This is a genomic window from Agrobacterium sp. RAC06 (assembly GCF_001713475.1).
Taxonomy (GTDB): domain Bacteria; phylum Pseudomonadota; class Alphaproteobacteria; order Rhizobiales; family Rhizobiaceae; genus Allorhizobium.
Map to the genome: position 1 here is coordinate 2,808,711 of NZ_CP016499.1, position 26,412 is coordinate 2,835,122.

Sequence of the window (26,412 nt, forward strand, 5' to 3'; positions counted from 1 at the left end):
AGCCAAGGAATGCACTCATGACGATTAAACTCTCGCTTGCAACTCTGGCAGATATCGGTGACCGGGCGTCCCTGCCCTCCTATCGCCGCGAGGACATCCGTCCCGCGATCCTGCATTTCGGCGTCGGCAATTTCCACCGCGCCCATATGGCGATCTACCTGCACGAACTCTTCAACAGCGGTCGCGATCTCGATTGGGGCATTATCGGCGCTGGTGTCATGGCCTCCGACCAGCGGATGCGTGACACGCTGAAAGCCCAGGATTTCCTCACGACCGTGGTCGAGCAGGATATCGATCGCTCGGCCGCGACCATCACCGGGCCGATGCTGGATGTCATCACGGCACCGGATTTCGATCGGATCATCGCGACGCTCTCCTCCCCCGATATCCGGATCGTTTCGATGACGATCACGGAGGGTGGGTATTTCATCGATGCGGCAACCGGCAAGTTCGATCCTGATCATCCGGCGATCGTCGCCGACGCGAAGAACCCTGGCGAGCCGAAGACGGTCTTCGGACTGATCATCGCCGGCCTCAAGGCGCGCCGCGCTGCGGGCGTTCCACCCTTCACCGTCATGTGCTGCGACAATATCCCCGGCAATGGCGAGGTGACGGAAGCCACCGTCTGCGGGTTGGCGCGCCTGTCTGATCCTGATATCGCCGACTGGATCCATCACAACGTCGCCTTTCCGAATTCCATGGTGGACCGCATCACGCCTGCGACCGGACTGCGGGAGATCGACCTCACTCGCGAAAGTTACGGGATCGAAGACGGCTGGCCCGTGTTCTGCGAGGGCTTCAAGCAGTGGGTGCTTGAAGACAAGTTCCCGCTGGGACGCCCTGCTCTGGAAGACGTGGGCGTGACCTTTGTGCCCGATGTGGCACCCTACGAGTTGATGAAGCTCAGGATCCTGAATGGTGGCCATGCGGCAATCGCCTATCCGGCGGCGCTGATGGACATTCATTTCGTGCATGAATCCATGGAGAACCCGCTGATCCGGGCCTTCCTGGCGAAGCTCGAAAACGACGAGATCATCCCGGTCGTGCCGCCTGTGCCTAACACCAGCTTGCAGGACTATTTCGCGCTCATCGAGAACCGCTTCGCCAATCCGAAGATTGGCGACACCATCCCGCGCCTGGCGCAGGATGGCTCGAACCGTCAGCCCAAGTTCATTCTACCCTCGACGGCAGATCGTCTGGCCCAGGATCTGGACGTGCAAGGCCTTGCTCTCGTCTCGGCCCTCTGGTGCCGCTACTTCGAAGGCACGAGCGATGGCGGAAAGCCGATCGCCTTCAACGATCCAAGCGCGGAGCGGCTGCACGCGGCTGCACTCACCTCTCGGAATGATCCCATGGCTTTCATCGGGATTACCGACATCTTTGGATCCGTCGGAGCCAATCCGCAGTTCCAGAAGCGATTCGGTGAAGCGATCGCAAGCTTGCGGAGCCAGGGCGCCGCCGCTACGCTCCAGCGCTATCTCGACGGAACCCTTGCAAGCTGAGTGACCATGGACCCGCAGCCGATCCGCCTGGTGATCTTCGACTGTGACGGGGTTCTCGTCGACAGCGAAGGTATCGCGCTCGAGGTTCTGGTCGAAGCGCTGGCCGAAACGGGAATTGGATTGACGACCAGCGAGGCGGCGGAGCGCTTTCTCGGGCGAAGCCTTGGTTCGCTGACAGAGGTGGTTCGATCCGAATTCGGTGTCGAAATCGATCCCGCTTTCCTGGCCGGCATGCGGGATAGGCTTTACGCGCGGTTTCGTGCGGAATTGGCAGCCCTTCCAGGGGTCGCATCCGCTATCGATTCGCTCAAGGCCATGCAGGTCTCCTGCTGTGTGGCCTCGTCCAGTCAGCGGGAACGGATCGAGCTCTCCCTGTCCGTGACCGGACTTCTTCCCCGTCTCAGCCCACATATCTTCAGCGCGACCATGGTCGAACGCGGCAAACCCGCGCCGGACCTTTTCCTCCATGCGGCTGCCGAAATGGGTGTCGCGCCAGCGCAGTGCATCGTGATCGAGGACAGCCCCGCCGGCATCCGTGCGGCGCAAGCCGCCGGCATGAAGGTCATCGCCTTTACCGGCGGATCCCATACCGGGAATGCCAGCTACCGGGAGGCGCTCACGCATCTGAAGCCGGATGGGCAGTTTGACGCCATGGAGAATTTGCTCCACTTTGTCCGCGGAGCGAGGAGACTGGAAGATCTGACTGATGCGTGAGCACCTCTTGGCCGTGGATGTTGGCACGGGCAGTGCACGGGCCGGGGTGTTTGATCTCAGCGGTCGGCAACTTGCCCGCTGTGTCGTCCCGATCAGCGTTCACCAGCCTCTGCCCAAGCATATGGAGCAGGACAGCGAAGAGATCTGGGCGGCAGTCTGCAGCGCGGTTAAGTCTGCCCTTGCCGAGAGCGGAATTTCTGCTGACGAAATCCTGGCCCTCGGGTTCGATGCCACATGTTCGCTTGTCGTGCGTGACCGCGATGGACGCCCGCTTTCGGTCTCAGAAACACGCTCGCCGAACCTCGACACCATCTTGTGGATGGACCATCGAGCGCTCGAGGAAACCGAATACTGCAACGCGATCGCCGATCCGCTGCTCGAACGCTTTGGCGGACGGCTTTCGGTCGAGATGCAGATCCCGAAACTGCTCTGGCTCAAAAGGCACAGAGCGGATCTCTGGGCCGAAAGCGCACAAATCTTCGATCTCTGCGACTTCCTGACCTGGCGCGCGACCGGCTCCGAGAAACGCAGCCATTCAGCGCTCGCCTCGAAATGGGGCTATATGCCGGAGGCGCCCGGTGGGCCACCGATCGACTACTACCGGAAAGTTGGACTCGGCGATGTCATGGAGCGAGCGGGGCTGCCGCCCCTTTCGGAACGGCCGGGTCAGGCGATCGGCTGCCTCTCCCGAACCAGCGCCGCGGAACTTGGTCTCGACGAGCAGTGCCTTGTCGCCGCGGGGCTGATCGATGCTTACGCGGGAACTATCGGCCTCTTCGCCGCGGGGGAACGGCCGAACGTCACGCTCGATGCCGAAGCCGTGCTGATTGCAGGCACTTCGAGCTGCATCGTGCGGCTTTCGAGCGAGCCTGTGTCCGGCACCGGCTGCTGGGGCGCCTTTCGGGATGCCGCGATTGCCGGCCTCTGGTTGACGGAGGCCGGGCAGTCTGCCTCGGGTGCCTTCCTGGACCACATTGTAACGCAACATCCGGCCGGCGGGATTCCCATGAAGGCACGCCACCGGGCAATCCTCGACGGGATCGCCGAGTGTCTGGCAAGCGAAGGCCCAGATTTCGGCCTGCCGATCAGCGTCCTGCCGGACCTGCACGGTACACGCTCACCCGTGTCCGATCCGATGCTCACCGGGACAATCGCGGGGCTCGATCTCGATCGCAGTGAGCGCTCCCTTCTCAGGCTCTACTGGAGAAGCTGCGTGGCGCTTGCCTGCAGCATCCGCCACATCATCGACCATCAGCCGCGCCGTGCGGGCGCGCCGAGACAGCTTCTGTTGGCCGGCGGCCTGGCCGACCATCCGCTTCTGGCGCAACTCTATGCCGATGCGACCGGCTGCGATGTCTTCGTGCCGATCGACTGCGACGCCGTTCTGCTCGGCTGCGCACTGCATGCGGCTGTTGCCGCTGGCGCCTTTTCGACTTCTGCCGAAGCGGGGAGCCGGATGCGGTATGCCATGAAGCACTTTCCTCCATCGCCGAAGCGGCAACAGGCTCTCGCGCGAGATCACGCGCTGCTCTTGGCCATGATGCGGCATCGCGAAGAACTCGCGACGCTTGCAAGCCCTCAAGGCAGAACGCCGGACGCCGTTTCCCTGGCCATCTGATCCCACGCGGCCTCAAGAGTCGAGGTCTCGGCCGCGTGCAGTCAACGGAACACCGGATCCGACGGCGCATCGGTGCCCTCTTGCGCCGAAGCTTGGAACCTGCCATGTTGCCTATACAACTTGCAAAGGTTTCGAGATGAAAGCTTCTCAAAGTCTGTTCTGTGAGCGCGTGCTTCTGCCCGAGGGCTGGGCAAGCGATGTGACAATCGGGATCGATCAGAGCGGCTCGATAGCCACGATCGAACGCGGCACGGTGTATGGGCCAGATTCAACCATGCTGGCCGGACCCGTGGTTCCAGCACTGCAAAACCTGCATTCTCACGGGTTTCAGCGGGCAATGGCCGGTCTCGCCGAGATCGCCGGCTCAACCGATGACAGCTTCTGGACATGGCGTGACACCATGTATCGGCTGGTCGGGCAGATGTCGCCTGACGATGTCGAGGCTGTTACGACAAAGTTGTATAGTGAACTTCTGAAAGGTGGTTTCGGTCATGTCACTGAATTTCACTATTTCCACCATGCTCTGCCTGAGGTCAGCACGTCCGACGGCTTCGAGATGTCCAGCCGTATCCTGCGTTCGGCCGAGACGGCCGGGATAGGCCTGACGCACCTGCCGGTCTTCTATGCCCATGCCGGCTTCGGAGGGATCGAGCCCAATGCAGGACAGCGTCCGTTCATTCATAGCGTCGACAGTTTCCTGGCTCTTCTCGATCGGCTGGCGCCTGCTTGCACGACTGCCGATGTGCGCCTTGGTCTGGCAATCCATTCGCTGCGGGCTGCGACGCCGGACGAGATGCGCGCGGTGCTCTCGGCGGAGCAAACTGGCGGGCCCATCCATATTCATGTGGCCGAACAGGAACGGGAGGTGGAGGACTGCCTTGCCTGGAGCGGCCGCCGTCCGGTCAGCTATCTGCTCGACGAGTTTGCGCTCGACGAGCGCTGGTGTGCCATCCATGCGACGCACATGACTGCGGAGGAAACGGCACGGCTGGCGAAGTCAGGTGCGGTCGCGGGTCTCTGCCCGGCCACCGAAGCCAATCTCGGCGACGGGATCTATCCCGCAACGGAATTCACGGCCCTGGGCGGGCGCTTCGGGATCGGCACGGACAGCCATGTCGCAACCTCGGTGGCGGAAGAATTGCGCGTGCTGGAATATGGGCAGCGGCTGCGCGATCGACGCCGCAACCGGCTTGTATCCGGTCCTGGCGCCTCGGTCGGCCGCACGCTGATCGACGCAAGCCTGTCCGGCGGTGCTCAGGCTGCGGGTCTCAAGACGAGCGGTATTCGCGTCGGCGCGCGCGCCGATCTCGTCGTGCTCGACGGTGCCAACCCTTTCATCGCCGCTGCCAAAGACGATCAGATCCTCGACCGCTGGATCTTTGCGCTCGGCAGCGAGGCCGTGCGCGACGTGATGGTTCGCGGGAACTTCGTGGTTCGGGAGGGTCGCCACCGTGCCGAAGAGCGCATCGACGGCGACTTTGCCCGCGCGCTGAAGAGGATCCTGCAATGAGTTTCATTAGCCGGCGAATTCTTTTCAGCAGATGGAGCGCCTGATGGTGCAGACGATCACTCTCGATAAGGTGCTGACTTCAGATGCGATCGCCGCGATTGCCGAGGGCGCCAGGCTGGCCTTAAGCGAAACGGCGCGGCAGCGGATTCTCGATGCCCGCGCGGTCGTCGATGCTCTGGTCGACCAGGGTATCCGCGGCTATGGCATCAATACCGGTGTTGGCGCACTCTGCGACGTGGTCATCGATCGCGAGGAGCAGGCGTCACTCTCCCGCAATCTGTTGTTCAGCCATTCCTGTGGTGTCGGTGAACCGCTCGGGCGGGTCGAAACACGCGCCATCATGGCAGCCCAGGTCGCCAATTTCGCGCATGGTTATTCGGGCATCCGGCTTGAGGTTGTCGAGACACTCATCGCCCTCCTGAACAAGGATATGCTTCCGGTGATCCCGTCCAGGGGTTCCGTCGGTTACCTGACGCATGGCGCGGCCATCGGGCTGGTCCTGATCGGATCAGGCGAATGCCGTCATGACGGCAAGCTAATATCGGGCGCAGACGCGCTGGCCGCGCTTGATATCAAGCCGCTGGTGCTCCAGGCGAAGGAAGGTCTGAGCCTGATCAACGGTACACCCTGCGCCACCGGCCTTGCTTCGCTTGCCGTCACCAGGCTCGCGCATCTCGTCGACTGGGCAGATGCAGCAGCGGCGATGACCTATGAGAACCTCGGCGCGCAGAGCGATCCATTTGCAGAAATGCCGCTTTCCCTGCGGAAGTCCGATGGGCTGCAGCAGGTCGGGCAGAACTTGCGGACATTGCTGGCCGGAAGCGCGCTTCTGGCGGAATCTGCGGGCAAGCGGACGCAGGATCCGCTCAGCCTCAGGGCCGTGCCGCATGTGCATGGCGCAGTGCGCGATGCGCTCGCGGAGGCCCGCGCGGTGGTGGATCGGGAGCTTGCGAGCGTCACCGACAACCCCGCCGTGAGCGGATCGCCTGAAGACCCGAAAGTGCATTCGCAGGCGCATGCGGTCGGTGCCGCCCTTGGGCTCGCCATGGATCATCTGGCGACGGCCGCAGCCGAACTCGCCGCCATTTCCGAGCGGCGGATCGACCGCCTGGTCAACCCGCTGGTGAGCGGTCTGCCGGCCTTTCTCGCATCGGGCAGCGGTGTCGAATCCGGCTTCATGATCATTCAGTATACAGCGGCAGCACTGGTGGCGGAAAACCGCCGGCTGGCGATGCCGGCAAGCCTTGACGGTGGCATCACATCCGGCCTGCAGGAAGACATCCTGACCCATGCGACGCCAGCAGCTGCCAAGGCGCTCGCCATCCTCGACAATCTCGAGACGGTGCTTGCCATCGAACTGACCGCCGCCGCGCAGGCCCATGACCTGCAGCCCTCCAAGGCCAAGAGAGCTGCGATGACGCAACGGATCCATGAGCTGATCCGCCAAGCGGTGCCCTTCTACCGGGACGACCGGCCCTTGAACAGCGACATCCAGCAGATCCGGACACTCCTGAAGACGACGGCCGTCTGGTCCGAAAGCGAGGGCGCATGACGATTGTACTCACCAATGCACAACTCGCGACCATGTCGCCTGACCGGCCAGGGCTCGGCATGATCGAGAATGGCAGGGTGATGATCGAGGGCGGGCGGATTGTCGCTGTCGGCGAGGCGGACGAGATCGCGATCCCCGGTAGCGCCGAGGTGATCGACTGCGAGGGGCGCTGGGTGACGCCGGGCCTGATCGATTGCCATACGCATCTGGTGCATGCCGGCAATCGCGCCAAAGAATTCGAGATGCGTCTTGCCGGCGCTTCCTACGAGGAAATTGCGCGCGCCGGCGGCGGTATCGTCTCGTCGGTGCGCCAGGTGCGCGAGGCGAGCGAGGAGGATCTTGTCACCCAAACCCTTCCCCGGCTTGATGCGTTGATCGCCGAGGGCGTGACGACCGTTGAGGTCAAGTCCGGCTATGGGCTCACCGTTGAAGACGAGCTCAAGATGCTGCGTGCTGCGCGTCAGCTCGGAGACGAGCGTCGGGTCGCCGTCACCACAACCTATCTCGGAGCGCATGCAACGCCTGCGGACTACAAGGGGCGCAATCGCGACTTCATCGAAGACGTCGTACTGCCGGGCCTGAGGGCTGCCAAGGTGCAAGGACTGGTCGATGCGGTGGACGGCTTTTGCGAAGGCATCGCCTTTTCGCCGGATGAGATGCGGCTTGTCTTCGATGCGGCGAAATCTCTCGGACTGCCGGTGAAACTGCATGCGGATCAGCTGTCGAACCTCCATGGGGCGGCGCTGGCAGCCGAGTATCAGGCGCTCTCGGCAGACCATCTGGAATACACCGATGAAGAGGGTGCTTCCGCGATGACACGGGCCGGAACCGTCGCCGTGTTGCTGCCCGGCGCCTATTACTTCATCCGCGAGACGAAGAAGCCGCCGATCGAGCTCTTTCGCAAACATGGAACGGCCATGGCGCTTGCCACGGACTGCAATCCGGGCACCTCGCCGCTCACCTCCCTGCTGCTGACCATGAACATGGCGGCCACGCTGTTTCACATGACGGTTGAGGAATGCCTTCTCGGCATGAGCCGCAATGCCGCCCGCGCGCTCGGACGTCTCGACACGGTCGGCACCATCGAGGTCGGCAAGCAGGCCGACCTTGCCATCTGGTCGGTCGAGAGCCCGGCGGAACTTGTCTACCGCATCGGCTTCAACCCGCTGCATCAGCGCATCTGGAACGGCCACATCACCAAAGGAATTCTGTCGTGACCATTACGCTTCACCCCGGCCGCGTCTCTCTCGCCGAACTGGCTGAGATCTACTGGAGCGGCGAAAGTGCCGTGCTCGACCGCAGCTTCGACGCCGGCATTGAGAAGGCGGCCGCACGGATTGCGGAAATCGCCGCCGGCAACGCGCCGGTCTACGGCATCAATACCGGCTTCGGCAAACTCGCCTCGATCAAGATCGACGCGGCCGATACGGAGACACTGCAGCGTAATCTGATCCTGTCGCATTGCTGCGGCGTGGGCCAGCCGCTGGCGAACAATATCGTGCGCTTGATCATGGCGCTTAAGCTGATCTCGCTCGGTCGCGGCGCCTCTGGTGTCCGCCTGGAACTGGTTCGCCTCATCGAGGGCATGCTGGCAAAAGGCGTCACCCCGCTCATCCCGGAAAAGGGCTCCGTCGGCGCATCCGGTGATCTCGCGCCGCTCGCGCATATGGCCGCCGTGATGATGGGCGAGGCGGAAGCCTTCTTTGAGGGCGAACGGCTCTCCGGCGCCGAGGCGCTGAAGCGCGCGGGGCTGACGCCCGTCGTGCTGGCGGCCAAGGAAGGTCTGGCGCTGATCAACGGGACGCAGGCCTCCACCGCGCTGGCGCTGGCCGGCCTGTTCCGCGCCCATCGCGCCGCACAGGCGGCGTTGATCACAGGTGCGCTCTCGACGGATGCCGCCATGGGCTCGTCGGCACCCTTCACCGCCGACATCCATACGCTGCGCGGCCACAAGGGCCAGATCGATACGGCAGCCGCTTTGCGCGGCCTGCTCGCCGATTCGGTGATCCGGGAAAGCCATCTGGACGGCGACGAGCGTGTGCAGGATCCCTATTGCATCCGTTGCCAGCCGCAGGTCGACGGCGCCTGCCTCGATCTGTTGCGCATGACCGGGCGCACGCTCGAGATCGAGGCGAACGCCGTCACCGACAATCCGCTGGTGCTTTCCGACATGAGCGTCGTCTCGGGCGGCAACTTCCATGCGGAGCCCGTGGCCTTCGCCGCCGACCAGATCGCGATTGCCGTTTGCGAAATCGGCGCGATCGCACAACGGCGCATCGCGTTGCTGGTCGATCCGGCCCTCTCCTACGGGCTGCCGGCCTTCCTTGCCAAGAAACCGGGGCTCAACTCCGGTCTGATGATCGCGGAAGTTACGTCGGCTGCCTTGATGAGTGAAAACAAGCAGATGGCCCATCCGGCCTCGGTCGATTCGACGCCGACATCCGCCAATCAGGAAGACCATGTCTCGATGGCCTGCCATGGGGCACGGCGCCTACTGCAGATGACCGACAACCTCTTCTCGATCATCGGCATCGAGGCGCTGACCGCCGCCCAGGGCGTGGAATTCCGCGAGCCCCTGACGACGAGCCCGGAACTGAGACGTGTCATCTCCACCTTGCGTGCCCATGTCGCCACACTGGAAGAGGACCGCTACATGGCGCCCGATCTCGAGGCTGCCGGTCGCCTGGTGGCGGATGGGACCTTGGTTTCGGCCGTCTCCGCCGGATTGCTGCCGGGGCTGGAGGGCTGAGATGGCCGTCTTCGAAATCACCCAAGGCAACTCGCCCGTCATTCTCGCCTTCCCGCATACGGGCACGGATGTCCCACCCGCGATCTGGGATCGGCTTGATGACAACGGCAAACTGCTGGCCGATACCGACTGGCATATCCATGAGCTCTATGCCGGGTTGTTGCCGGATGCGACGACGGTCCGGGCGACCTTCCATCGCTATGTGATCGATGCGAACCGCGACCCTGATGGCGTGAGCCTCTATCCGGGGCAGAACACCACCGGCCTCGTTCCGGAAACGGATTTCGACGGGGTGGCGATCTGGAAAAGCGGCGAAGAGCCGAGCGAGGGCGATATCGCCGATCGGCTGGCAGGCTTCCATCAGCCCTATCATGCGGCGCTGAAGGCTGAAATCGAGCGCGTGAAAGCGTTGCATGGCGTGGCGGTGCTCTATGACTGCCATTCGATCCGTTCGTTGATCCCCTTCCTGTTTGAAGGGCCTCTGCCGGATTTCAACATCGGCACGGACATGGGCCGCACCTGCGATGTCAGGATCGAGAAAGCCGCCGCCGAGATCGCCGGTCGGGCCGAGGGCTACAGGTCTGTGGTCAACGGCCGCTTCAAAGGCGGCTGGACGACACGGCATTACGGGCGGCCGGAGACCGGCGTGCACGCCATCCAGATGGAACTGGCGCAGATCACGCATCTCGCCATCGAGGCACCACCCTTCGCCTATGACGCCGGAAAGGCCGAGGCGCTGCGACGCCATCTCAAGGACATTCTGACAACCATCGAAGCCATCGCGCTCGATCTGAAACGCTGAGGAGCGAGGACCATGAGCAATCCCAGACACAATATCCGCGACGTCCGCGCCGCCACCGGAACCGAACTCTCGGCCAAGAGCTGGATGACGGAAGCGCCGCTGCGCATGTTGATGAACAATCTCGATCCCGATGTTGCCGAGCGGCCGCATGAGTTGGTCGTTTATGGCGGCATCGGGCGTGCGGCCCGCACCTGGGACGATTTCGACAGGATTGTCGAGACGCTGAAGACGTTGACCGAAGAAGAGACGCTGATCGTCCAGTCGGGCAAGCCGGTCGGTGTGTTCCGCACCCACAAGGACGCGCCGCGCGTGCTGATCGCCAATTCCAACCTCGTGCCGCATTGGGCGACCTGGGATCACTTCAACGAGCTGGATAAAAAGGGGCTGGCCATGTACGGCCAGATGACCGCCGGCTCGTGGATCTATATCGGCACGCAGGGCATCGTGCAGGGCACCTATGAGACCTTCGTGGAGGCTGGCCGCCAGCACTACAACGGCAATCTCAAGGGCAAGTGGATCCTGACCGGAGGCCTTGGCGGCATGGGTGGTGCCCAGCCGCTCGCCGCCGTCATGGCCGGCGCCTGCTGCCTTGCCGTCGAATGCGACGAGACCCGCATCGATTTCCGCCTGCGCACCCGTTACGTCGACGCCAAGGCGCATACGCTGGACGAGGCGCTTGCCCTGATCGACCAGTGGACGAAGGCCGGCGAAGCCAAATCCGTCGGCCTCGTCGGCAATGCCGCCGAGATCTTCCCGGAACTCGTGCGTCGCGGCGTGCGCCCTGACATCGTCACCGACCAGACCTCGGCCCATGATCCAATCCATGGCTATCTGCCGCTCGGCTGGACGGTTGCCGAATGGCGGGCAAAGCAGGAAAGCGATCCGAAGGCGGTGGAAGTCGCCGCACGCGCCTCGATGAAGACCCATGTGCAGGCCATGGTCGACTTCTGGAACAGGGGCATTCCGACGCTCGACTACGGCAACAACATCCGCCAGGTCGCCAAGGAAGAAGGCTTCGAGAATGCCTTTGCCTTCCCCGGCTTCGTGCCGGCCTATATCCGCCCGCTCTTCTGCCGCGGCATCGGCCCGTTCCGCTGGGCGGCACTTTCGGGCGATCCGGAGGATATCTACAAGACCGATGCCAAGGTGAAGGAGCTGCTGCCCGACAACACGCATCTGCATAACTGGCTGGACATGGCACGCGAGCGCATCGCCTTCCAGGGTCTGCCCGCCCGCATCTGCTGGGTCGGCCTTGGCGATCGCCACAAGCTCGGCCTCGCCTTCAACGAGATGGTGCGGACTGGCGAGCTGAAGGCACCCGTCGTCATCGGACGTGACCATCTCGACAGCGGCTCCGTCGCCTCGCCGAATCGCGAGACGGAAGCGATGAAGGACGGCTCGGACGCCGTGTCCGACTGGCCGCTTCTGAACGCACTCCTGAACTGCGCCTCGGGTGCGACCTGGGTCTCGCTGCATCATGGCGGCGGCGTCGGCATGGGCTTTTCACAGCATTCCGGCATGGTCATCTGCGCCGATGGCACGGACGATGCTGCACGCCGGCTGGAGCGGGTGCTGTGGAACGATCCGGCGACCGGCGTGATGCGCCATGCCGATGCGGGCTATGACATCGCGCTCGACTGCGCCAAGGAAAAAGGCCTTCGTCTGCCCGGCATTCTCGGCAATTGAGGGGACGCGAAACGCCCATGTCCATCCGCATCCAGCGCTTCGACGAGCACCTGAAGATGCCCTGGAAAAACGGGCTGGGGATCACCCGCGAGGTGATCTCCAGGCCTGCTTCGGATGGAGCCGGCGGGTTCGACTGGCGAATCAGTCTTGCGACCGTCGGGACCTCCGGTCCGTTCTCGGTCTTTGCCGGGATCGACAGGACGATAGCCGTTCTGCAAGGCGACGGCATGCAGTTGACGGTCGATGGGAGGCAGGAGCCGCCGCTACTCGTGGAATCGCCTCCCTTCGCCTTTTCCGGCGATTCGGAAGTGCAGGCCGATTGTCTTGGCGGCGAAACCCTCGATCTCAATGTCATGAGCCGTCGCGGGTTTTTCGTTCATAGCATGACGAAGATCGACGTCTCAGCCGCACAGACGCTTTCGGTGTCGGGGGACACCGTCGCAATCGTGTTTCGGGGTGATGCCCTTGTTGCGATCGATAGCATGGGATCGGAAGTCGGGCTCGGCGATATCATGATCTCAGAGCAGGTACCGTTTGAGTTCACCGTCGAGCCTCGCGCGGCTGATTGCACGCTCTACCGCGTCGAAATGATTGCCGTTCTGGATCGGGCCTCCGGTCCCGAACCGGTTGCCTAGACAAGGCATGTGCCGATAAGGGAATGCCCGAAGCGCGGCGGCTAGAAACCCGCAAGATCGCTTCGCTACCATCAGGATCGACCCACCATGTCCGACGACCAGCCAGGCTTTGCACTCCCCGAGGAACGGCAGGATACGCCGCTCTACGAGCAGATGAAGGCCGAGATCAAGGCGCGGATTGAGCGTGGCGAATGGCCGATCAATTACCGCATTCCCTCCGAGAACGAGCTGGTCGAGATGCTGGGGGTCAGCCGGATGACGGCGCATCGGGCGCTCAGGGAACTGGCCAACGAAGGCGTCATCGTGCGTGTCCAGGGGCGAGGCTCCTTCGTTGCGCCGAAGAAGCGCCGGGCCAATGTCAGCGACGTGCGCAACATCGCCGAGGAGATCGCCGAGCGCGGCGGCGAGCATTCCGTAGAGATCGTGCTGATGCAGGCGGAAGTTTGCGATCACGATCTGGCGGACAGGCTGGAAGTGGAGGCCGGCACATCAGCCTTTCATTCGGTCATCGTGCACAAGGAGGACGACCTGCCGATCCAGCTCGAGGATCGCTTCGTCCATGCGGAGCTTGCGCCCGCCTATCTCGATCAGGATTTCCTGGCGATGACGCCGAATGCCTATCTGAGCGGTATCGCGCCGATTTCGCGTGCCGAGCAGTTCGTTGAGGCGGTACTTCCACAGCCCTGGGAATGCCGGCTGCTGGCCATCGCAAGGTCCGAACCCTGTCTTCTGGTGCGGCGTCGGACCTGGTCCGGCGACCGGCTGGTGACATCCGTTCGGCTTCTCTATCCGGGTAGCCGCTACAGTCTCGAAAGTTCTTATTGAGCCGAGAAGAAAACCGGCCGCAAGCTTTGTCGAGGCCGGTCGAAGTTGGCCCAGTCGGTCAGGCTGTGACCGAGGGCTCCTTGATCCGGAACCAGATCAGATAAAGCGCCGGCAGGAAAAGCAGCGTCAGCACCGTACCGACAATGATGCCGCCCATCATCGCGAAAGCCATTGGCCCCCAGAAGATCTCAGAGGCGATGGGGATGAGCGCGAGACTGGCTGCGGCAGCCGTCAGCATGATCGGTCGCATGCGGTGCTCGGTGGCCTCGCGTACGGCGTCCCAGGCATGCCGGCCGTTGCGTTGCAGCGTATCGATCTCGACCACGAGGATGACCGAGTTTCGGATGAGGATACCGATCAGGGCCAAGACGCCGAGAATGGCAACGAAGCCGAGAGGCGCCCCGCTGGGCAGGAGGGCTGCGACAACACCGATCAGTCCGAGCGGGGCGACAATCACCACCATGAAAAGGCGCTGGAAGCTCTGCAGCTGGAACATGAGGATCGTCGTCATGGTCAGAAGCATCAGCGGCACGACGGCCGCAATCGGTGCCTGGCTTTTGGCGCTGCTTTCGACCGAGCCGCCGACCGCGACATGATAACCCGCAGGAAGATCGGCGGCAAAGGTTTCGACCTTGCCCTTCAAGGCCGCATCAATGGTGGCCGGCTGCGTGGCATCGGTAATGGCAGCTTTCAGCGTGATCGTCGGACTGCGATCACGACGCCAGATCACGGGCTGCTCCATGCCGTAGGAGAAGGTGGCGATGGAGGCGAGCGGTACGGACTGGCCATCACCGCCGGGTAGCTGCAGATTGCGGAGTGTTTCAACAGACTGACGCTCGTCGCCCGGCGCACGGCCAACAACGTTGATCAGATAGATACTGTCGCGCAGCTGGGTCATGGTGGAGCCACCGGCCATATTGTTGAGCGCCGTCGCGATATCGCTCGAGCTCACGCCGAGAAGGCGGGCCTTGTCTTGAAGCACATCGACCTTGACGGTGCGAGCCGGCTCCATCCAGTCGAAGACGATGCGACCGAGACGTGGCTCCGTGCCGATGACGGCTGCAAGTCCGGCTGCGTATTCGCGCACCTTTTCCGGATCCGGGCCGCTGACGCGGTACTGGATCGGCCGACCGACCGGCGGCCCAAGCTCCATTTCCTTGACCAGAATGTCCGTACCCGGATAGCCATCTGCGGCAACCGCCTTCAGCTTTTCCTTGAGAGCCTCACGGGCTTCGATGCTCTTTGTCACGATGACCATCTGGCCGAAATATGGGGCCGACGGCTGCACGTCGAATGAGAGAACGAAACGCTTGGCGCCTTGCCCAACATAGGACGTCCAGTGGTCGATACTGTCGTCATTGGCGAGGTAGGCGGCCTCGAATTCATCCATGTCGGCCTTGGTCTGGGCCAGCGTGGAGTTCTGCCGCCCGGTCCAATCGACGATCAGCTCCGGACGATCCGATGCTGGGAAGAACTGCTGCTGGACGAAGCCCATGCCATAGACGGAGAGGAGGAAGACGCCGAATGTGGCGGCGACCGTCATCTTCGGCCGATGCATGCAAGCCGCCAGAATGCGCGAGAACATCTGGGCAACCCTGCCCTTCTGCTCATGATGCCGCTCCATCTTTGCCGGAAGGATCAGCACCCCGAGAACCGGCGCGAAGAGAACGGCCACAATCCAGGAAACGATCAGGGCAACGGCAATGACGACGAAGAGCGAGAAGGTGAACTCGCCGGCGGCGCTGTCGTTTAGACCGACGGGAATGAAACTCGCGACGGTGACCAGGGTGCCGGTCAGCATCGGAAACGCCGTCGAGGTCCAAACCGCTATCGCTGCCTTGGACAGGGGTTCGCCCTGTTCAAGCTTGGACACCATCATCTCGATGGCGATCATGGCATCGTCGACCAGGAGGCCGAGCGCGATGATCAATGCACCCAGCGAAATGCGCTGGAGGGAGATGCCCAGATACTCCATGGCGACGAAGGTGATGGCGAGGACCAGCGGGATCGACAGAGCGACCACGAGCCCGGCTCTGGCGCCGAGACTTATGAAGCTGACGACGAGAACGATGGCGATCGCCTCGAAGAGGGCCTTGGTGAAACCGCCGACCGCCTCGTCGACGACAACTGCCTGATCGGCCACATGATGAATGCCAATGCCGATGGGCAGGTTGGCGGTTACCTTTTCCATCCTCTCGGACAGGGCTTCGCCGAATTCGAGCAGGTTGGAGCCCGGCTTCATGCCGATCGCAAGACCGATCGCCGGCTCGCCATTGACCCGGAACAACGCCTGTTGCGGGTCGACATAGCCGCGCGTGATGGTCGCGACATCGCTCAGTCGAAAGAAGCGGTCGTTGACGCGAAGGTTGACCTTTCTCAGATCGTCTTCGGTGGAGAACTGACCTGAGACGCGCATGCTGATGCTCTCGGACGCGGTGCGCAGAGTGCCTGATGCGACGACGGCGTTCTGGTTCTGCAGTGTCTCGACGATCTGTTGCTGGGTGATGCCGAGCGCGGCCATACGCCGGGTGGAGAATTCCAGATAGATCACTTCGTCCTGAGCGCCGATGAGATCGACCTTACCGACATTGGGAACGGCAAGGATCTCGGTTCTTGCCGCTTCCAGATAGTCCCGGAGCTGTCGCTGTGTCAGTCCGTCCGCCGTGAAGGCATAGATATTGCCATAGACATCACCGAAGCTGTCGATGAAAAAGGGACCGACCACACCCTGAGGGAGGTTGGGAACGATGTCATTGATCATGTTCCGGACCTTGACCCAGGTCTGGCTGACGTCCGCCGCCTTCGTGTTCTCGAGAAGGTTGACGTAGATCGTCGCCTGTCCCGGCGCATTGATGCTCTTGGTGTAGTCGAGGGATTCGAGTTCCTGCAGTTTCTTCTCGATCCGATCGGTGACCTGACTGGTCATTTCGTCGACCGATGCTCCCGGCCACTGGGCCTGGATCAGCATCGTCTTGATCGTGAATTCGGGATCTTCTTCCCGTCCGAGATTGAAATAGGCCATGATCCCCGCAACCGTGGAGAGGATCATGAAATACCAGACGAGCGACTTGTGCCGCAGTGCCCATTCGGAAAGATTGAATTTGCTGTTCATCGGGCGATCTCGTCGGTGAAGGAAACGATCTGATTTTCGGTGAGGGAGTTCACGCCGGCGCTGACCACGCGCTCTCCGGCCTGCAATCCCGAAACAATGTCATAGCCGCCGCCATCGGCCTTTTCGGCTTCGACAGGCCGACGCGCCACGGCACCGCTGGCCGGGTCGATGACCCAGACAAATGCGCCGCCTGACTGATCGGCACCCATGGCCGTTTCAGGCAGCCAGATGGCGGTGGCGACGGCTGCGATTGGTCTCGCGACCACGGTGCTGCCGAGGCGAAACGCTTTGTCCGGGGCAGAAAGCGCAAGCTTGGTTCGCCGCGTCCGGGTTGCGCCATCAGCCTCGGGTGCGACCTCCCGCACGCGACCTTGTGCCTTGATTTGCGGGTTCGACAGGAGGGTGACCTCGTATTCCGTGTCGGGCAGTTGAAGCGCCTTCAGCGTGTCGGGGACATCGATGACAGCATCGAGGGCCTCCAGCCGGGCGATCGTCACGGCCGATTGACCGGCTGCAACGACCTGTCCGACTTCCGCGCTAACGGCCGAAACGACACCATCGGTTTGTGCGACGACAGTGGCATAGGTTGTCTGCTCACGCGCTTTCGTCAGATCGGCTTCCTTTTGCCGGACAGTCGCCTCGGCGGCTTCCGCGGTCTGCTCGGCTTCTTCCAGTCGCTCACGCGTGGTCGCCTGGGTTCTCAGAAGTGTCGCCTGACGGCTGGCATTGACCTGCGCCAGATCGAGTTTGGCATTTGCGGATGCAAGATCTGCTTCGGCCTGGCGGACAGCGAGCTGAAGGCTGGTCGTGTCGAGCGTCATCAGAACCTCGCCGGCACGAACGACATCGCCGACATCGACCATGCGCGCGGTGACCCGACCGAGCAGACGAAAGCCGATGTCGACATTCAGCTTGGCCTCGACGGTCCCGGTGAAGGTCGATCCAGGCTCACTCGCGCGCGGCCCGGCGATGACCGAGAGAGCCGGACGCTCCTGCGGCGCGGCCTGTTCTTCGGCCTCGCTGCAGGAACTCAGCGCAACGACCGCAAGGCACAGAAATGCAATTGCTTTCACTTGCTTCATTGCGCGTCTCCCTGAACCGTACGAACCTTTTGTTTCGGATAGAGAAACTGCGTTCCCTCGACGACGAACTGATCACCGGGTTCAAGCCCGTTGGCGACGATGATCCGGTCGGCGTCGTAGCGCAGCACCTCGATTTGACGGGTCTCGACTGTCTCCGTGGCCGGATCGACGACGAAGACTGCGGGCTTTCCGTTGGCACTGGTCAAAGATTGGGACGGAATGGATATTCGCCCCACTTCCGAGAGCTTCGCATAGGCCACAATTGCCGAACCCAGCGTGATCTCCGGTGGCGGATCGGTGATCGACAGCTTCAGTCGTACTGTGCCGAGCTTGCGATCCACCGAGGGGCTGATCTCCTGAATGTGCGCGACTGCGCGAATATCCGGCCGATCGACAAGGGCGACTTCGACCGATTCAGGCGGCGTGTCCCTGGTCAAGGCACTTTCATCCACGTTGAAGACAGCATCGAGCTCGCCATCATGGGCGAGCTTGAATGCGGCCGATGATGGCTGCACGACTTCTCCCGGCTCGATGCTCACAGCCGTGATGAGGCCATCGGCATCGGCTTTCAGCTCGGTCTGAGCCAGGCTTTCCTGCACGCTGGCGAGATTTGCCTGTGCTGCATCGAGATCATTGACTGCCGAATCATATTGCTGGATCGCCTCGTCCAGCTGCTGCTGTGGCAGAGCACCTGTCTGTGTCAGGGTGCGACGGCGGTTGAGATAGGATTCGGCGGTGCGCAAGGTGGCTTGGCGGGCGCGGATGGCCGCTTCTGCCGCCGCCAGATCCGCCTTCTGTTCCGTCGGATCGATGCGGGCAAGCACCTGACCGACCTTCACCCGATCGCCGACCCCGACATCACGGGCGATGACGCGGCCGCTGACCTTGAAGGACAGGACGCTTTCGACCCTCGGCTTCACCTCCCCGGTACCGGAGACCGTGACGGCATCGGACACGGTGGCTGCGGTCGCGACCCTCACCGTCGGCACATAGCCGGCCTTTTCCGACGCCTCGTCGCTGCAGGAGGCGAGAAGGAGGGGCAGAACTGCCGCCAGCAGCCATGGGAGTTTTCTTGACGTCGGGGGCAACCGACCCATCTGGCGCGTTACCAACGGGGTGGGCATCGCAGGCTCCTGAAAACGAGGGAGGATTTTATTCATCGTCTGTTGAATATATGCCGGAATGCGGCTAGGCTTGTCAAGCGAACGAATTGAGGGTGGTGTGAAACAGGTTAAGAACGTGCCAGAGCGGAAACGGGGTCGGCCTCGCCGGGGCGCAGAACAGAATGCCGAAGGCCTTCTGGAGGCTGCAATGGAGACCTTTGCGGCAAATGGTTTCGAGCAGACATCACTGCGCGCAATCGCAGCGACCGCAGGTGTCGACGTCGCGCTGATATCCTACCGCTACGGATCAAAAATGGGCCTTTGGCAGGCGATCGTGACCGAAGTGGCGCGCGAAACCGTGGAATTGCTCGAGGCAGCGATTGCTCGGGCCCAAGACCGCCCGCAAGCAGAGCGTGTCGATTTCATCAGTTCCGAAGTCGTGGACGTGATCTGGCGGCGAACACATTTTTCGAGAATTATGTTTTCGGAAATCATTCAAAGCCGGGACGAGGAACGAAAGGATTTCATCGAGGAGGCCTTGGCGAAGCCATTTCTCGAAGTCGTCTATCCTTTCGTGCAGTCAAGCCTTGAGGCGGCGGGGCAGAAGCGTCCGTTCGATATCAAACTGGGCATGATGGCGTCGATCGCGCTTGCGGGACTCTTGAGTTCAACGCGCGAGTTCACCGGCCGCTTCGTGGAGGTGGCGAGACATGACGAAATGCTGCAATACCAGGTGAAGCAGATCATCAAGAGCATGTGGACCGGCCCCGCTAACAACGCGGTGCCCACCCCTCAAGCAGCTGGAACGAAGGGATCCTGACCAACCGTTGCAAGGGCTCTATCAGCGGTGTGGTTCGCCGGGTCCCGTTGCACGGTAAAGCAGATAGGCAAAGACGGCAGCCAGACCGAACCATGTCATGGCATAGCCGAAATGCTTGTTCGGGAAGGAGACGACGGTCAGCCCGCCAATCGGGAGTGCGTCGCCGCGTTCGTCAGAATCGATGAAATAGGGCGCCACGTCACCTAGCCCGAGCGTACCGGCCATCGCAAAGGTGTCGCGAGAGAACCAGCGGCCATTGGCGGGATCATTGTCCCGCAAAAAGGCGCCGCCGGGTTGGGTGAGCCGCAAAAGCCCCGTCACCTCGGGCTCGCCAGCAGGTCGCTGACGATCTGCCGGCGACGTGCGATCATCAGGTACGAAGCCTCTGTTGACGAAGAGCCGCCACCCTTCGAGCGTTTCGAAAGGCGACATGACCCAGAAACCGGACCCGCGGGCCGTAACGGCCTTGACGAGGATATCGTCGCCCGGAAGATAGCGGCCTTGTACCTCGACGCGGCGATATTCCGCGGTGTCGAAGGAGACGGCAGCCCAGTCATTAGGACCGGGCGCAGAGACCGGCGGGGCAAGAAGCCCCGCTTCGACCCGTTCTATGAGTGCCGTTTTCCACTGAAGACGCTGGAGCTGCCAGACGCCCAGCCCGAGGAGCAGGGCGATGGCGAGCGTGCCGAGCCCGATGATCCACCATGGTCGGCCCGCTCGCGTCATGTCACCTCGCTGTCTCAGGAGCCGAAGCCCTGGAAGCTCTCGTGATCCATTGATGGCATCATGTTGGTGTTGAGGTTGTACATGACCCAGACGGAGCCAGCGATCATGATCACCACGACGATGACAGTGAAGATCATCGACAGCATGGTCCAGCCTTCGTCCGACCGGGTGTTCATGTGCAGGAAGTAGACCATGTGGACGAGAACCTGGACGACAGCGAAGGCGATCACGGTCACCGCGGTCAAGACGCGGCTTTCGAAGCCACCGCTCATGACAATCGCAAAGGGAATGATCGTCAGGATCGCGGCCAGCACGAAGCCGGTCAGGTATGACCGGTAGCTGCCATGATCATGACCGGTGCTGTCGTGACCATGGTCGTTGTGGCCATGGGGCTTGATGGAGTGTTGCGACATCAGATCATCCCCAGAAGATAAACGAAGGTGAAGACCCCGATCCAGATGACATCGAGGAAGTGCCAGAACATGCTCAAGCATTCCATGCGTCGGGTGTTGGCAGGGATCAGGCCTTTCTGATTGACCTGGATCATCAGCGTGACAAGCCAGATGCAGCCGAACAGCACGTGCAGGCCGTGCGTGCCGACCAGCGCGAAGAAGGCCGAGAGGAAGGCCGAGCGCTGCGGACCAGCGCCGAGCTCGATCAGGTGATGAAACTCGTAGATCTCGAGCGCCAGGAAGGCGATGCCGAGCAGGAGAGTGATGGCAAGCCAGATCTGCATGCGGGCCTGCCTGCCCTCATACATGGCGAGCATGGCGAAGCCGAAAGTGATCGAGGAGACCAGCAGGAAGCCAGTGTTGATCGCAATCAGGTTCAGCTCGAAGAGCGCCTTTGGGCCGGGACCGGCCGCATAGCTCTGGCCGACCACGGCGAAGACCGCGAAGAGGACTGCAAACATCAGGCAGTCGCTCATCAGGTAGATCCAGAAGCCGAGCCGCGTCGACGCGCCTTCCGGATGGTGATGCGGCTCGGTTTCCCAATAGACGGCAGGCGTATCGGTTTGGGTGACGGTGCTCACGATTGTTGCGCTCCTACGCTTGCCAGTTCGCGCTCACGCGCCTTTTCGACACGCTCGACCTCGTCGACGGGGACGTAATAGTCCCGATCGTAGTTGAAGGTATGGGCGATCGACACGGCGATGATCGCGAGGAAGGACACGGCCGCCAGCCACCAGATGTACCAGACCAGCGCGAAGCCGCAGAGCGTGGCAAGCGCGGAGATCATGACGCCTGAGCCGGTGTAACGCGGCATGTGGATCGGCAGATAGGGTGCCTTCGGGCGTGTCTGGCCAACCTGCTTCATGTCGTGCCAGGCGTCGAGATCGTGGACGACAGGCGTGAAGGCGAAGTTGTATGCCGGCGGCGGGGAGGACGTCGCCCATTCGAGCGTGCGACCATCCCAGGGGTCGCCGGTGACATCCATGTTGTCCTTCCGGTTCCAGATCGAGACTGCGATCTGGATGAAGAAGGCGGCGATGCCGACAGCGATCAGCACGGCGCCCAGCGCTGCCAGAATGAACCATATCCTGAGATCCGGATCATCAAAGACGCGCATGCGGCGGGTGACCCCCATCAGGCCGAGCACGTAGAGCGGCATGAAGGCGAGCCAGAAGCCGCTGACCCAGCTCCAGAAGGAGACCTTGCCCCAGAAGACATTAAGCTGGAAGCCGAAAGCCTTGGGCCACCAATAGGCGATCGCCGCAAAGCAGCCGAACAACACACCGCCGATGATGACGTTGTGGAAGTGCGCCACCAGGAAGAGCGAGTTGTGCAGGACGAAGTCTGCCGGCGGGACAGCAAGAAGTACGCCGGTCATGCCACCGATGGTGAAGGTCAGCATGAAGGCGACCGTCCACATCATCGGCAGATCGAAGCGCACCCTGCCCTTATACATGGTGAAGAGCCAGTTGAAGATCTTGGCCCCCGTGGGCACCGAGATGATCATGGTGGTGATGCCGAAGAAGGCGTTCACCGAGGCGCCCGAGCCCATGGTGAAGAAGTGGTGCAGCCAGACGACATAGCTCAGGATCGTGATGCAGACGGTGGCATAGACCATCGAGCTGTAGCCGAATAGACGCTTGCCGGAAAAGGTCGAGGTGATCTCCGAGAAGACGCCGAAGAGCGGCAGGATGAGGATGTAGACTTCCGGGTGACCCCAGATCCAGATGAGGTTGATATACATCATCGGGTTGCCGCCGAGATCATTCGTGAAGAAGTTCGTTCCCACGTAGCGATCAAGCGTCAGGAGGATCAGCGTCATCGTCAAAACCGGGAAGGAGGCGACGATGAGGATGTTGGTGCAGAGTGCCGTCCAGGTGAAGACCGGCATGCGCATCAGGGTCATGCCCGGGGCACGCATCTTGACGATGGTGACGAGCAGGTTGATGCCGGACAGCGTCGTTCCAACCCCGGCGATCTGGAGGCCCCAGATATAGTAATCGACCCCGACCCACGGACTGTAGCCGATGCCCGACAGTGGCGGGAAGGCAAGCCAGCCGGTCTGCGCGAACTCACCGACGAAGAGTGAGGCCATGACAAGCACGGCACCGCCGACGGTCATCCAGAAGGAGAAGTTGTTGAGGAAGGGGAACGAGACGTCTCGCGCGCCGATCTGCAGCGGCACGACGTAGTTCATCAGTCCCGTGACGAAGGGCATCGCCACGAAGAAGATCATGATCACGCCGTGGGCGGTGAAGATCTGGTCATAGTGATGGGCGTTAAGATAGCCCTCCGAGCCATTGAAGGCGAGCACCTGCTGAAGGCGCATCATGATGGCATCGGCGAAGCCTCGCACCAGCATGACCAACGCCAGAATTATATACATGATGCCGATCTTCTTGTGATCGACAGAGGTCAGCCATTCCCGCCAGAGATAGCCCCAAAGGCGGTAATAGGTCAGCGCGCCCACCGTTGCAGCGCCCCCGACCGCAACCACAACGAAGGTTGCAAGCACGATCGGGTCCGACGGGATCGCACTCCAATTGAGGCGACCGAGAAGAAGCGTGGTGGAATGGTCTATCGTAGCCATGCCAAATTCCTGTCAGAGTTGCGGCGCATTGCCGGATGCCTGCCGGACGAGCGTGAGAAAACGTTCGGCCTCACCGCCGAAAGGCGATACCGGCTGCGGCATGTTGTGTCCCATCAGTGGACCCGAAACGACGGGCTGGTCGTTGTAGGAAGCAGGCTTTGCGGCCAGCATCTGCTCCAGCTCTTCCGCCGAGCAGAAGCCGAGAACCTTGAAGGGTTCCCAGCCGAAGACCGGCTCGCGCGTGCCGCGGCGTTCATGCTTGTCGTAGATCAGGGCGCTCATGTTGACCGTTCCGGCGAGACCCGTTCCGCCTTGGGCGTCGAGCGCCATCATTTCGGCCATGCAGATCTTGCCGTCTTCGACGCACATGTTGACCACGCGCGGAAATAGCTGCGGATCGACACTGGCAAACGTGATCGGCGTGACGTTCTCGGTGGGACGCTCGAGCTCGAGATACTTCGCCCGGTCCAGCTTGTCGCTGCCCGCGCGCGCCTCCTCGACCCAGGCCTCGAAGGCGGCAGCGTCGGTTGCGTTTGCCTTGAAGCGCATGCCAGAGAAGCCGGCACCCGAGTAATGCGAGGCGAGCCCCTGGAAGGTACCTTCCTTATTGAAAACACCGTGCAGCGTCGTCTGCATGCCGGGCATGGCGTAGATCATGCCGGCCATGTGCGGGATGTAGAAGGCATTCATCACCGAAGAGGAGGTCAGCGAGAATCGGATCGGCCGATCGACCGGGACCGGAAGTTCGTTCACCGTGGCGACGCCGTATTGCGGGTAGATGAAGAGCCATTTCCAGTCGAGTGCCACGACCTGAACCTCAAGCGGCTCCTGCTGCGGATCGAGCGGCTGCTCCTCAGACACGCGCGCCAGTGGCCTGTAGGGATCGAGAAGATGGGTACCGACCCAGGTCAGCGCACCGAGGCAGATGATGATCATCAGGGGGATCGCCCAGATGATCAGCTCGAGCTTGGTCGAGTGGGACCAGTTCGGCCTGTAGATCGCCTGACTGTTGGATGCACGGTAGTGCCAGGCGAACCAGCAGGTGAGCGCCATCACCGGAATAATGATGATCAGCATCAGAAGCGTGGAGATGACCAGAAGGTCACGCTGCTGGGCGGCGACGTCGCCGGTGGGAGCAAGGACTTCAGCCTTGCAGGCGGACAGGAAAAGGACCGCCACCACGGCGGCCAATATTTTCGGGAGGCGAAGCTCTTGCATCTCTTACCCTGATACGCTGACGGGTCACAGAGCAGGGGTCCCCCCGAACACCACTCGACGACCATTGACATTCGCCAAGCTAGTTAGTTGGGTTTTGCGGTGCAGCACATACGACAATTTGTCACCTGTCAATTTGGCCGCACCTGCGGCATTTCATTTCAGCATGTTAGACTAAGGCGAACGCTGTATCCCCCGGTGCGCGCCCGCCCAGTACAATCGAGAAAGTGATCCCGCGACATGGCGAGCATGACCGGTTCTGCACCCCCGGCCGCACAGAACGGCCGCACAACTTCAGACGATGACCATCACGTTTCACCGTCCGATATCGCTGTCGGCGTCATCATCGGGCGCACGTCGGAGTTCTTCGACTTCTTCGTGTTCGCGATCGCGTCCGTCATCGTCTTTCCGGCGCGCATCTTTCCGTTCCTCGATCCGCTGACCGGGACGCTCTGGTCCTTCGTGCTGGTGGCGCTCGCCTTCGTGGCACGACCGCTCGGCACTGTGATTTTCACAGCCCTCGACCGCAGACATGGCCGCGTGACCAAGCTGACGGTGGCGCTTTTCCTGCTGGGAACTTCCACTGTCGCCATGGGGCTGGTGCCGTCCTATGAAACCGCCGGATGGTGGGCAATCGCCATGCTGGCGCTCTTGCGCATCGGCCAGGGTCTGGCGCTTGGCGGGACCTGGGATGGCCTTGCACCGCTGCTGGCCATCACTGCGTCGAAGGACAAGCGTGGTTTCTATGCCATGATCCCGCAGCTCGGCGCTGTGGTTGGTCTTGCCGTCGCCGCCGTGCTGTTCGCCTACCTCGTCATGACGCTGTCGGCCGCCGACTTCCTCGACTGGGGCTGGCGTTATCCATTCTTTGTCGCCTTCGCGATCAATGTCGTCGCGCTCTTTGCGCGTCTGCGCATCGTCGACACGCCCGAGTTCAAGGAACTCTTCGAGACGAACGAGCTAACCCCGACGGGATTGCGCGCCACCCTGTCGCAGGACGGACGCACGGTTCTGCTCGGCGTTTTCGTGCCGCTGGCGAGCTTTGCCATGTTCCACATGGTCACGGTCTTCCCGCTTTCGTGGATTTTCCTCTACACGGACGAGGCGCCGGGCACCTTCCTCCTGATCGAAGCGGCCGGTGCTGCCGTCGGCATCCTTGCCATGCTGTTCTCCGGCTGGCTTTCGGACCGTATCGGCCGTGACAGGATCCTCGTCTGGGGGGCCTGGGCCATCGGTGCCTTCGCGCTGACGGCGCCTCTGCTGCTGAACGGCGGCCAGGCCGGTGTCGTCGCCTACATGATGGTTGGTTTCGTCATTCTCGGCTTCAATTTCGCCCAGTCCTCCGGAACCATCGCCTCTCTGTTTGACCGTCGAAATCGCTACACGGCCTCCGCGATGGTCTCGGCACTCTCCTGGATGTTCGGGGCAGGGTTTGCACCTTTGGCAGCACTGTTGCTGTCTACCTGGTTCGGTCTGTTTGCAGCCGGCCTCTACCTTCTGTCGGGGGCCGTCTGCACGCTGATCTCGCTCGCGCTCGCACGGCAGATATCGCTGCAGCCCAAGGGGCATGACTGAGCGAGAACGAATATCGGCCTAACCTGCGCTTCACCGCCAGCCCCCCGGAATAGACCACTCCGGGGGTTTGTTTTTTGGCCTCGCTGTTCAGTCAAGCCGCCGATCTGCTCTAAAATCAGTTAGCATGGCCGCAGGCTCAAAACT

At 62.1% G+C, this 26,412-nt stretch carries 21 protein-coding genes; 13 read left to right on the forward strand and 8 right to left on the reverse strand.

Annotation, left to right across the window (positions count from 1 at the left end; translation table 11 throughout):
- Positions 1–17 precede the first annotated feature (17 nt).
- The 11 genes from BSY240_RS13595 (at position 18) to hutC (ending at position 13,593) form a co-directional block, all read left to right on the forward strand.
- Complete coding sequence (locus BSY240_RS13595) at positions 18–1,502, forward strand: mannitol dehydrogenase family protein (RefSeq protein ID WP_069042659.1); 1,485 nt, start codon at positions 18–20, stop codon at positions 1,500–1,502.
- A gap of 6 nt (positions 1,503–1,508) precedes the next feature.
- Positions 1,509–2,216 carry an HAD family hydrolase gene (locus BSY240_RS13600; RefSeq protein WP_069042660.1) on the forward strand — a complete coding sequence of 236 codons (708 nt, stop codon included), beginning with the start codon at positions 1,509–1,511 and terminating at the stop codon, positions 2,214–2,216.
- Positions 2,209–3,834, forward strand: a complete 1,626-nt coding sequence (locus BSY240_RS13605) for an FGGY family pentulose kinase (protein ID WP_069042661.1) — start codon at positions 2,209–2,211, stop codon at positions 3,832–3,834. The genes BSY240_RS13600 and BSY240_RS13605 overlap by 8 nt, the downstream gene beginning before the upstream one ends.
- Positions 3,835–3,970: 136 nt before the next feature.
- Entirely contained in the window at positions 3,971–5,344 is a 1,374-nt protein-coding gene (hutF, locus tag BSY240_RS13610) for a formimidoylglutamate deiminase (RefSeq protein ID WP_069042662.1), read from the forward strand.
- Positions 5,345–5,387: 43 nt separating this feature from the next.
- Positions 5,388–6,896, forward strand: a complete 1,509-nt coding sequence (locus BSY240_RS13615; RefSeq protein ID WP_069043979.1) for an HAL/PAL/TAL family ammonia-lyase — start codon at positions 5,388–5,390, stop codon at positions 6,894–6,896.
- The gene (hutI, locus tag BSY240_RS13620; RefSeq protein WP_069042663.1) at positions 6,893–8,113 is read left to right on the forward strand and encodes an imidazolonepropionase; all 1,221 of its coding nucleotides are present in this window, start codon (positions 6,893–6,895) and stop codon (positions 8,111–8,113) included. The genes BSY240_RS13615 and hutI overlap by 4 nt, the downstream gene beginning before the upstream one ends.
- Complete coding sequence (hutH, locus tag BSY240_RS13625) at positions 8,110–9,645, forward strand: histidine ammonia-lyase (RefSeq protein WP_069042664.1); 1,536 nt, start codon at positions 8,110–8,112, stop codon at positions 9,643–9,645. The genes hutI and hutH overlap by 4 nt, the downstream gene beginning before the upstream one ends.
- Before the next feature lies 1 nt (position 9,646).
- Positions 9,647–10,447, forward strand: coding sequence for an N-formylglutamate deformylase (hutG, locus tag BSY240_RS13630; RefSeq protein ID WP_069042665.1), 801 nt, complete (start codon positions 9,647–9,649; stop codon positions 10,445–10,447).
- Positions 10,448–10,459: 12 nt separating this feature from the next.
- Positions 10,460–12,133 (forward strand): urocanate hydratase, encoded by a 1,674-nt coding sequence (gene hutU, locus BSY240_RS13635; RefSeq protein ID WP_069042666.1) that lies wholly within the window; start codon positions 10,460–10,462, stop codon positions 12,131–12,133.
- Positions 12,134–12,150: 17 nt separating this feature from the next.
- Positions 12,151–12,768 carry a HutD/Ves family protein gene (locus BSY240_RS13640; protein ID WP_083229623.1) on the forward strand — a complete coding sequence of 206 codons (618 nt, stop codon included), beginning with the start codon at positions 12,151–12,153 and terminating at the stop codon, positions 12,766–12,768.
- 87 nt (positions 12,769–12,855) lie between these two features.
- On the forward strand, positions 12,856–13,593 hold the full coding sequence (gene hutC, locus BSY240_RS13645; RefSeq protein ID WP_069042667.1) for a histidine utilization repressor: 738 nt from the start codon (positions 12,856–12,858) through the stop codon (positions 13,591–13,593).
- Positions 13,594–13,651: 58 nt separating this feature from the next.
- Here hutC and BSY240_RS13650 read toward each other — a convergent pair whose 3' ends face one another.
- The 3 genes from BSY240_RS13650 to BSY240_RS13660 are packed head-to-tail and all read right to left on the reverse strand — an operon-like array spanning position 13,652 to position 18,911.
- On the reverse strand, positions 13,652–16,705 hold the full coding sequence (locus tag BSY240_RS13650; protein WP_069042668.1) for an efflux RND transporter permease subunit: 3,054 nt from the start codon (positions 16,703–16,705) through the stop codon (positions 13,652–13,654).
- Positions 16,702–17,787: an efflux RND transporter periplasmic adaptor subunit gene (locus tag BSY240_RS13655; RefSeq protein ID WP_069042669.1), complete on the reverse strand. Its 1,086-nt coding sequence runs from the start codon at positions 17,785–17,787 to the stop codon at positions 16,702–16,704. The genes BSY240_RS13650 and BSY240_RS13655 overlap by 4 nt, the downstream gene beginning before the upstream one ends.
- A complete protein-coding gene (locus BSY240_RS13660) occupies positions 17,784–18,911 on the reverse strand; it encodes an efflux RND transporter periplasmic adaptor subunit (RefSeq protein ID WP_171901575.1) in 1,128 nt (375 codons plus the stop codon). The genes BSY240_RS13655 and BSY240_RS13660 overlap by 4 nt, the downstream gene beginning before the upstream one ends.
- A 187-nt stretch (positions 18,912–19,098) precedes the next feature.
- On the opposite strand from BSY240_RS13660, the gene BSY240_RS13665 reads away from it, so the two are divergent.
- Positions 19,099–19,710, forward strand: coding sequence for a TetR/AcrR family transcriptional regulator (locus tag BSY240_RS13665; RefSeq protein WP_069042671.1), 612 nt, complete (start codon positions 19,099–19,101; stop codon positions 19,708–19,710).
- Positions 19,711–19,731: 21 nt separating this feature from the next.
- Here BSY240_RS13665 and BSY240_RS13670 read toward each other — a convergent pair whose 3' ends face one another.
- From BSY240_RS13670 to cyoA, 5 genes are read right to left on the reverse strand one after another with little or no spacing between them, the layout of a single operon-like run.
- A complete protein-coding gene (locus tag BSY240_RS13670; protein ID WP_069042672.1) occupies positions 19,732–20,436 on the reverse strand; it encodes an SURF1 family protein in 705 nt (234 codons plus the stop codon).
- 14 nt (positions 20,437–20,450) lie between these two features.
- The gene (cyoD, locus tag BSY240_RS13675) at positions 20,451–20,849 is read right to left on the reverse strand and encodes a cytochrome o ubiquinol oxidase subunit IV (protein WP_054149323.1); all 399 of its coding nucleotides are present in this window, start codon (positions 20,847–20,849) and stop codon (positions 20,451–20,453) included.
- Complete coding sequence (gene cyoC / locus BSY240_RS13680) at positions 20,849–21,472, reverse strand: cytochrome o ubiquinol oxidase subunit III (RefSeq protein WP_371418499.1); 624 nt, start codon at positions 21,470–21,472, stop codon at positions 20,849–20,851. The genes cyoD and cyoC overlap by 1 nt, the downstream gene beginning before the upstream one ends.
- Positions 21,466–23,478: a cytochrome o ubiquinol oxidase subunit I gene (gene cyoB / locus BSY240_RS13685; protein WP_069042674.1), complete on the reverse strand. Its 2,013-nt coding sequence runs from the start codon at positions 23,476–23,478 to the stop codon at positions 21,466–21,468. The genes cyoC and cyoB overlap by 7 nt, the downstream gene beginning before the upstream one ends.
- Positions 23,479–23,490: 12 nt before the next feature.
- Entirely contained in the window at positions 23,491–24,696 is a 1,206-nt protein-coding gene (gene cyoA / locus BSY240_RS13690) for a ubiquinol oxidase subunit II (RefSeq protein WP_069042675.1), read from the reverse strand.
- Between the two features lie 237 nt (positions 24,697–24,933).
- Here cyoA and BSY240_RS13695 point away from each other — a divergent pair, with 237 nt between their 5' ends.
- Positions 24,934–26,268 carry an MFS transporter gene (locus tag BSY240_RS13695; protein WP_054149319.1) on the forward strand — a complete coding sequence of 445 codons (1,335 nt, stop codon included), beginning with the start codon at positions 24,934–24,936 and terminating at the stop codon, positions 26,266–26,268.
- Positions 26,269–26,412: the final 144 nt, after the last annotated feature.